The following is an 8,866-nucleotide window of genomic DNA, read 5'->3' as shown; positions in this document are numbered from 1 at the left end:
ACATGGATGTAGGTTAGGGGCGTGAGCAGGACGCGGAAGCTGTGCTCCGTTTTTACTTAGCCCACTAGGTTACAAACTTCGCGCCGCGATTAAACCGCCCCTAGTTTGAACAAATTTTAATCCGCAAAGGTCAACAGACCCTAAGCATGTCCGGCTTCGGGGCTTAATTGGCCAATATCAAAACCAAGCATAGAGACTGCCATTTCCCAGCGTTTTTCTACTGGAGTATCAAAAATTATCTTAGGATCGGCTTTAATGATCAGCCAGCTATTATCTAGTAGCTCTTGCTCTAATTGACCTTGTTCCCAACCGGAGTAGCCTAAAGTAATAATAAATTGTTCGGGTGCTTGGGCTGTGGTTAACGTGGCTAACACATCTTTTGAGGTGGTGATCATAATATCACTGCTCAACTTTTGGCTTGCCGAGTACCCAGGTTTAGGTGAATGTAGCACAAAGCCACGGTCTGTTTTTACCGGCCCGCCAGCAAACACAGTCACTTGCGCGGCATGTTGAGATTTATCGTTATCAATATCAATTTTGTCGAGTAACTCACCTACGGTGACATCAATCGGCTGATTGATCACCAATCCCATAGCGCCTTCTTCGTTGTGTTCACAAATATAAGTGACGGCACGTTTAAAAAAAGGGTCTTGCATTGATGGCATTGCGATTAAAAAGTGATTTTCTAATGACTGCATAAGTTTTACCCTTTTAGTTATTGAATCTTGAGTATGGCATAGTCCCATGTTTTAACACTAAAAATTTATTCGAGTTTTCAGCGATGACACAATAAGCGTCATCGCTTTATATCTTAGAGCTGGTTCAGTGATAATTTATTTATTAAGCTTTTTCTCTATGGCGTCAAATAAAATGCCGGTAATTGAAATATCGTAAGCGGCTTCAATTTCTTTTACGCAGGTTGGCGCTGTTACGTTAATCTCAGTTAACTTATCACCAATAATATCTAAACCTACAAATATTAAGCCTTTTTCTTTCAAAGTAGGGGCGACCGCCTTTGCAATCTTAAGATCTGATTCGCTAATTGGGCGTGCTTCGCCACGACCGCCTGCGGCTAAATTACCGCGTGTTTCGCCATTTTGTGGAATACGCGCTAAGCAATAAGGAATCACTTCACCATCAACAACCAATACGCGCTTATCGCCTTGAGTGATCTCTGGGATATAATTTTGCGCCATGGCAAAGCGGCTACCATGCTCGGTTAAGGTTTCGCAAATTACGCCTATATTAGCATCATCGGCTTTTACTCTAAAAATAGAGGCGCCACCCATGCCATCAAGCGGTTTTAAAATAATATCTTTATGCTGGGCTAAAAACTCACGGATTTGTTTTTGGCTGCGCGTTACTAATGTATCTGGCGTGTGTTCACTAAACCAAGCTGTAAAGAGTTTTTCATTGGCGTCGCGCAAGCTTTGTGGTTTATTAATCACTAATGTGCCTGCTTGCTCTGCACGCTCTAAAATATACGTTGCGTAAATATATTCAGTATCAAAAGGCGGATCTTTACGCATTAAAATAACGTCTAAATCAGCCAGCGCTATGGTTTCTTTTTCTTCAAGTTGGTACCACTTTTGAGCGTTATCAAAAACTTGAGCTTTGGCTGCAGTGGCGTAGGCATTGCCTTGACGCAGCGATAAATCATCCATTTCCATGTAGTAAATTTCGTAGCCACGGGTTTGTGCTTGCATCATCATTGCAAAACCGGTGTCTTTTTTAATATTAAATCCACTAATAGGATCTGAAATAATACCTAACTTAATTGCCATGCGCTGTGCCTTAATTTATGTGTTTTTTACAACTGTAACTTTGATATGTGGGTGCTTTTAGTTATTTCAATTAGCTAAATCGCCAAATTGTAATTGCAGTGCACTTAAAACGGTTAACGCTGCTGTTTCTGTGCGAAGTACTCGCGGACCTAAGCGAATATCTACAAATTCTTGTTGTTTGGTTTGCGCCATTTCATCATCGGTAAATCCTCCTTCAGGGCCCACTAAAAATCGCACGCCACCATCAGGAACAGTAATGGTTTTAATGCTGTGCTCGGCGCGCGGGTGTAAGGTTAATTTAATTGCATCGGTTTGCTGTTCAAGCCAGTGTTTTAAATCTACGGGAGGATTAATGGTTGGTACAAAGTTGCGCCCGGACTGCTCTGCAGCAGCAATGGCTATTTTTTGCCATTGCTGGTGTTTTTTTTCTAGGCGGTCGCCGCTGAGTTTTACGCCGCATCGCTGGCTAAAAATAGGTGTTATTTCAGTGATCCCTAATTCAACCGACTTTTGAATGGTAAAATCCATTTTATCACCACGAGATACACACTGGCCTAAATGAATCTTTAATGGCGATTCAACGTCATGAGGATTAAATTCGAGGGGCATAACAACCACGGTTTTTTTACTCACTTCAATAATTTCACTGAGAAATTCACCCCCTTCACCATTAAACATAGAAACCTGTTCGCCCACTTTCATACGTAGCACACGACCTACATGGCCTGCAGCGTCATCGTCAAGATTTAAAGGGGTGTTGAGAGCAATCGGTGATGATTGATAAATATGGGGCACTTGCATGGCAAATCACTTTTTTACATAAGAAGTTATATCCCTCTATGGTAAGTAAGCAAAGGCTTGGGTGCAATTATTTATTTTTCATGTTCGGGGGTTAAAAGCGCTGTTAACTCTTGTGCAGTTTGAGCTGTGTCTGTATCACACGATAAATGGTTTGAATGGCATTCATCTTTTGTGGGCTTAATTTCATAGCCTTGATCTGTTTGAATAACCATATAGCGTTTTTCATGCCGTGAGTTATAAATAAAGCGCTGTGTATCATCGGCGAGCAAGTAGTCTGTTTGGTTAAACAGTACCCTCAGAATATTGTGGTGTTCGTGTAGGTAGCTGGCCAGCTCAGATATGCTTATTTCGTTTTCAATATCGCAATAGCAATAACCTTTAACGAGTTCATCAAACATCATTTTAACCATTTTTTGGGTATTAGCCCCAGTGATAACGATGTCTTTTTAGCTGGAACATTTGTATTTATATAGTGTTTAATGAATGGCTAAATTCGTTGCCTATATCAATTAAGAGATAACTCGCTGTTTTTATTTCCATATGCCTAAAGTCCCTGTTAATTTACCAGACTATTAAATAGGGACGTTTAGTAACGGCTTAATTTAACCAGTTTGGTACTAAATTGAAAACATACTTATAAGTAAGTAACCAATAGCACAAAATACAGCAAATTCAATACACGCAATACCAATATTATCTTGATGATCAACCTCAAGTGCGGTGTCGATATTAGGCATTGAAATAATTTTTATAATATACGTTAAACAGTATAGTAACAGCCACATCACACCGCAATGCATTACCAAGGTAAATAAGTTTTCTACCATTTTACCATTTTGAAATGCCGCACTAGATAAACCAGCATACGCCGCAAGTGCTAATCCAATTGACTTACCCGCATAGCGAATACCAATAGAGGTATTTTCTAAGCCAAAATTACTTTGCAATGAGGCGCCTTGATTTGCTTCAGCAAAGCGGTATTCACGTATTTTACTGTCCAAAGCAAACATTCCTTGCAACACAAAAAAGCTTACTGAGGCAATTAATAAATTACTAAACCCCTGAGTATGTGTCCATGTATATAAACCCAGCGCTAAAATACAATTGGCAATAAGCATCCCCGAGTCAACCAGCGCAGCACAGACGTTTTGCTTTAGTATTGCGGCTTCCTCATTAAAGCGGCGTAATATCCATTTACGATGGATTAAATGCCCCATTTTTATAAATGAAAAGAGCAGCACAATTAACAAAATCACTTTTAATGGATTTGATTGTGCGGTGCTAATACTAATTTCATCAAATAAAAACGCCATGGTGGCTATAACAACAGATATTTCAGAGGCAAAACTAATCCCCATTGCAAAGTTATCATGCTGCGCCAACTCTTCTTTAAGTGCTTGTTTTGCTTTTATTTGAGTAACAATTCTTAAACTGATGATGATGACACAAATAACCACAAAACTAATAGCAATCGCAACTAAACTAGTGTTAGATAATGACAAATATGACATGGTGTTCCTAAATAGATTTACCTTGATAGGTTTTTAACCATTCTAGTATGGTTATTGGTGAGATAAAAGAGGGTATTGATGAGTAACGACACGCAGCTTCCTATTGAATTACAAAAACTCGGTGAAACACGCTTTGCCGCGCTGTACCCAGAGCAACAAAACCAGCAGCAGATAATACGGCTATTGGCGTTAAGTGATTTTGCTTGGCGCAGCTTAAGCTCTCAACCTGCGCTACTGTCTTGGTTACTGTGTAAGCACGAAATTAAAAATAGAGAAATTTTAGACCCTTTTGCACAGCTAGATATAACTAAAATAGAAGAGAGTGAGTGCCATAAGTTACTGCGCCAATACCGAGAAAAATACTGGTTAAAGGTGGCTTTTTTAGATTTATGCTGCAAAAACCCAATTGAAAATAGTATTGAATATATTAGTAAACTTGCTGATAAACTGATCGACAGTGCTAATCAATGGGCTTATAAAAATGTTGCTAAAACCAATGGTGAGCCATTAGATGAGCACAACAACCCGTTACCGTTAATGGTATTAGGAATGGGTAAACTAGGTGGACAAGAACTCAATTACTCATCTGATATCGATCTTATTTTTGCATATCCTCGCAATGTTAAAACCCAAGGTGGGCGTCGCTCGCTTGAAGCACCTGTCTTTTATACTAAAGTTGCCCAAAAGCTAATTACAGCACTTAATCAATGTACGGTTGATGGCCAAGTTTTTCGTGTAGATATGCGTTTGCGACCATTTGGGGAAAGTGGTCCGTTGGTAATGAGCTTTAATGCCATTGAAGATTACTACCAAGAGCAAGGGCGTGATTGGGAGCGCTACGCTATGTTAAAAGGGCGCTTAATTGGCACGCCTAACATTTATTGGCAGGAGTTTAATACGTTATTAAAGCCTTTTGTGTATCGCCGTTATATTGATTTTTCAGTTATTGAGTCGCTAAGAAAAATGAAGCTTATGATTGCCCAAGAGGTGCGTCGTAAGCGCTTAACCAATAATATTAAGTTAGGTGGTGGTGGCATTCGCGAAGTGGAGTTTATTGTTCAGGCTTTGCAAATGGTGCGAGGTGGCAGAGAGGCAAACTTACAAACGCAATCTTTATTAATGGCCTTAAAAGAGTTAACACTAAGCCAAGTTATTGATGAGCTTGAAGCTAAAGATTTAAAAAGCAATTACTTATACTTACGCAAAGTAGAGCAATACCTACAAATATTTGATGATCAACAAACTCAAACACTGCCCGATGATGAGCTAAATCAACAGCGACTCAATGTGTTGCTCGCCCAGGCCGATTTTGCTGCAACGCTTGTGAAAATAGAACATGTGATGAGCCAAATACATAACGAATTTACACAGGTTATAGGCGAAGAAACTGAACCACTTGATACCTGTGAAGGGGCGTTTATTAGTGCTTGGGATCACGGCGATGTTAGCTTTTTAAATGAGCTCAGAGATGAATGGCAAACACCATTACACGACTTTAAACAACGAGTTTCTAAAGCTAAAGTCGGCAATCGTGGGCGCGATATTCTTGATAAATTAATGCCAGCATTACTTAAACAGTTAAACGACTTTAATGCCAGTGCTAGCGCCTTTGCAACGGTATGCCAAATATTAAATAAAATTATTTCACGCACCGCTTATCTAGAGTTGCTGTATGAAAATCCAGGAACGCTAAAACAATTGGTTTTACTTTGTTGCCACAGTAAATGGATTGGCGAGCATATTTCATTATACCCCATTTTGCTCGATGAACTTATCGACCCAGCTGTGCTTTACAAGCCAACCCCATTAACTGCGTATAAAGATGAAATAAGGCAGTATTTTTTACGCATTGAACATGACGATTTAGAGCAGCAAATGGAAGCGCTGCGTCAGTTTAAGCAAACCCATCAATTACGCATTGCCGCAGCTGATGCGACGGGCGTTATTGATGTAATGAAAGTAAGCGATCACTTAACAGCATTGGCTGAAGCTATAGTCGATCAGGCTGTAAATATTGCGTGGTACCACTGCGTAAAACGCTTTGGTATGCCACCTAACACCGATGATGAAAACAAGGGGTTTGCGGTTATTGCGTATGGTAAAACTGGCGGTTTTGAGGTGGGTTATGACTCTGATCTCGATTTAGTCTTTGTGCATAACCATGATGGTACAAGCTACACCAATGGTGATAAAGCGATTGACTCAAGGCAGTTTTATTTAAAACTCGCACAACGATTAATGCATTTATTTAATACCCGTACCGCCTCAGGTATTTTATATGAGTTAGATACTCGTCTGCGTCCAGAAGGTGCATCAGGGCTATTAGCTATTAACCTAGAAAGCTTTAATCATTATCAGCAAACGCAAGCATGGACATGGGAGCATCAAGCCCTGGTTAGAGCCAGGCTGATTTTAGGCCAAGCTGAATTAGTAACACGGTTTGCACAAATTCGCGCCGAGATATTGTGCCAACAACGTGATGAAGATACTTTAAAGGCAGACGTGATTAAAATGCGCGAAAAAATGCGTGCCCATTTGGCTAAAGGCAATGCGCAGCAATTTGACTTAAAACAAGATGTAGGTGCCATGACCGATATTGAGTTTATAACGCAATACTTGGTATTAAAACATGCCCATGAGTTTACCCACTTATGCGATAATTCTGACAATGTGAGAATTTTAACTGATGCGGCTAAAATTGGCTGTATCAGCGATATTCAAAAACAGCAGCTTATTAAAGCGTATATAGACTATCGCTCACGCTATCATGTATTGAGCTTAGACCAGCAAGGTCGCTGCGTTAAACGCGAAGAGTTTAGTGAAAATATCAATAATGTTAGCACTGTTTGGAAGGCAATATTTGGGCTAGATTGAGCAATTTAATGTTATGCGCTCAGCAATATTTGAGCGCATATCAACAAAATTAAACCCAATGTAGTTAATTGCTTAGCTTTAAACAGTTTGAGCGTACAAATTCAGACGGTAGCTCGGTAATCACCGCTGCACGTTGTTTAGGGCAGAAAAACGCATACACTTCATTTGAAAAGTCATCATTAATAGAGCGGCTAACGCGGTATAAAGCGGAGTTAAAACTGCTATCTATACGAAAGTGATCTTTTATTACGTAATCTTTGTCTAAGTACCACATTAAAGTAATACCTTCGTTATTAGCATATTGGGTCAGTACAGTACGCAAGGTTGAGTCACGTTGAAAGCGACGCGGGCCTACTTCTCCACTCCAATTTAAAGGCATAGGCTCTACTACAAAAGAACGCTGGTTTAGCGCTCTGTCGAGGCTAAGATCGGGTTTTTCGAGTTCAATTACAAATTTGTCATTGTCTTTATTGACAGAAATTCTATCTCGGATTGATGCATAAAACCGCGATAACCCTTCAGCCGCAGCGTTAGTGGTTTGTTGATAATTAAGTGACGACGAACCATTTAGTAGAAAGTAAATAGCTGCACCAATTAACAATAAAGCTAAAAGTATATATCTAATCCAAAACCACATGGCTGTTACTCATCTTTGTTATTTTAATAGCCCATCTTTAATAAAAAGAGGGGGCGTCTTTATCGGGTCGTGTTTTAAAGCGTCTATGCAACCACATATATTGTTCAGGGGCGGCATTTATTGATTGTTCTATGCGCTGATTAACACGTGTTACATCGGCTTTATCATCGCCGCTTGGGAAATTTTCAAGCTCAGGTACGATTTCTAAGTGATACTTTCCGTTTTCATCCCGACGAGTAATTAGGCTCATTGTTTCGCAGTTTTTACTACCTGCAAACATCAGTGTACCAGTGGTTGTTGCTGTATCAGGTACTGCGTAAAAAGGCACAAACTCACAGCGGCTACGGCCATAATCCTGATCGGGTAAGTAGTAGCAAACTTTTTTATTTTTTAATGCTTTCAATAGTCCTTTAACATCTTTTTTACCAACCATGTACTCGTTAGATCGAAGGCGTCCATTGGTGGTAAAATATTCCATAAGCGGGTTATTATGTGGGCGATAAAAACCAATACCTTGGCACTTCAATCCCATTACGCGGCTTGCCATTTCAAGGTGAAGTATATGTGGAACAAGTAATAAAACGCCTTTTCCTGATTGTTGTACGCGCTCAAAATGTTCAAGTCCTTTTAGTGACCCGAGTACTTTTTCTACCCGCCACTGTGGCCACCACCAAGCCATACCGGTTTCAACCATTGCAATACCAGTATTTTCCATATTTTTAAGTACCAGCTGTTGTTGCTCGGCTTCGCTCATCGTGGGGAAACAGTGTTTAATATTAACTTCAGCAATATGCCTTCTGCGCTTCATATATTTATGAACCAAGCGTCCTAGCTGCTTACCCATAGCTAATTGTATTTTTTGCGGTAACCATGAAATGAGATATAAAAATAAGACACCAATCCAAGTTAGCCAATAACGAGGACCTAAAAAAGAGGCTTTAAAAGGGGATGAGTTGACCACAAAAATTTCTCTAAAAATAAAAGGCTAGGGTCTGGTGACCTTTGCGGATTAATATTTGTTCAAACTAGGGACAATTTAATCGCGGCGCGAGGTTTGTAACCTAGTGGGCTAAGTAAAAACCGAGCAACAAAGAGTTAATTGTCCCTAGGCAGAACCCTTCGGGCAGCGCCTGTTTGGCATTGATGCTACGTTATCGCCTATTTATGGGGAATAACCACACCACATAGGCTCTGCCTTGCCTAAATACCAAACAGGCTGCTGCAAATTTAACCTTGAAAGGTCAACAGACCCTAATAAC

General features: G+C 40.0%; 7 protein-coding genes and 1 pseudogene. 1 reads left to right on the top strand and 7 read right to left on the bottom strand.

The genetic code is table 11. The annotated features are described in order from the left end of the window. Positions 1 to 140: 140 nt before the first annotated feature. From CWC30_RS13625 to CWC30_RS13605, 5 genes and pseudogenes are all read right to left on the bottom strand, one after another. Positions 141 to 698, bottom strand: coding sequence for a YqgE/AlgH family protein (locus CWC30_RS13625; protein ID WP_013465848.1), 558 nt, complete (start codon positions 696 to 698; stop codon positions 141 to 143). A gap of 135 nt (positions 699 to 833) precedes the next feature. Then, a complete protein-coding gene (gshB, locus tag CWC30_RS13620) occupies positions 834 to 1,784 on the bottom strand; it encodes a glutathione synthase (RefSeq protein ID WP_013465847.1) in 951 nt (316 codons plus the stop codon). 66 nt (positions 1,785 to 1,850) lie between these two features. Continuing rightward, positions 1,851 to 2,585 carry a 16S rRNA (uracil(1498)-N(3))-methyltransferase gene (gene rsmE / locus CWC30_RS13615; protein ID WP_138627359.1) on the bottom strand — a complete coding sequence of 245 codons (735 nt, stop codon included), beginning with the start codon at positions 2,583 to 2,585 and terminating at the stop codon, positions 1,851 to 1,853. A 71-nt stretch (positions 2,586 to 2,656) separates the two neighbouring features. Beyond that, positions 2,657 to 3,125: pseudogene (locus tag CWC30_RS13610) on the bottom strand (hypothetical protein). Between the two features lie 77 nt (positions 3,126 to 3,202). Then, complete coding sequence (locus CWC30_RS13605; protein WP_036980180.1) at positions 3,203 to 4,096, bottom strand: DUF350 domain-containing protein; 894 nt, start codon at positions 4,094 to 4,096, stop codon at positions 3,203 to 3,205. A 78-nt stretch (positions 4,097 to 4,174) separates the two neighbouring features. Between CWC30_RS13605 and glnE the strand changes: the two genes are divergently transcribed. Further along, positions 4,175 to 6,970 (top strand): bifunctional [glutamate--ammonia ligase]-adenylyl-L-tyrosine phosphorylase/[glutamate--ammonia-ligase] adenylyltransferase, encoded by a 2,796-nt coding sequence (gene glnE, locus CWC30_RS13600; protein ID WP_138627358.1) that lies wholly within the window; start codon positions 4,175 to 4,177, stop codon positions 6,968 to 6,970. A 64-nt stretch (positions 6,971 to 7,034) separates the two neighbouring features. Here the strand turns inward: glnE and CWC30_RS13595 are convergent, their stop codons facing one another. Continuing rightward, a complete protein-coding gene (locus CWC30_RS13595; protein ID WP_016900582.1) occupies positions 7,035 to 7,607 on the bottom strand; it encodes a toxin co-regulated pilus biosynthesis Q family protein in 573 nt (190 codons plus the stop codon). Positions 7,608 to 7,644: 37 nt separating this feature from the next. Beyond that, complete coding sequence (gene lpxL, locus CWC30_RS13590) at positions 7,645 to 8,568, bottom strand: LpxL/LpxP family Kdo(2)-lipid IV(A) lauroyl/palmitoleoyl acyltransferase (protein WP_138627357.1); 924 nt, start codon at positions 8,566 to 8,568, stop codon at positions 7,645 to 7,647. Between the last annotated feature and the right edge of the window lie 298 nt (positions 8,569 to 8,866).

This window comes from Pseudoalteromonas sp. S4741 (assembly GCF_005886135.1).
Classification (GTDB): domain Bacteria; phylum Pseudomonadota; class Gammaproteobacteria; order Enterobacterales; family Alteromonadaceae; genus Pseudoalteromonas; species Pseudoalteromonas tetraodonis.
This window is presented reverse-complemented; position numbering and strand designations above follow the sequence as displayed.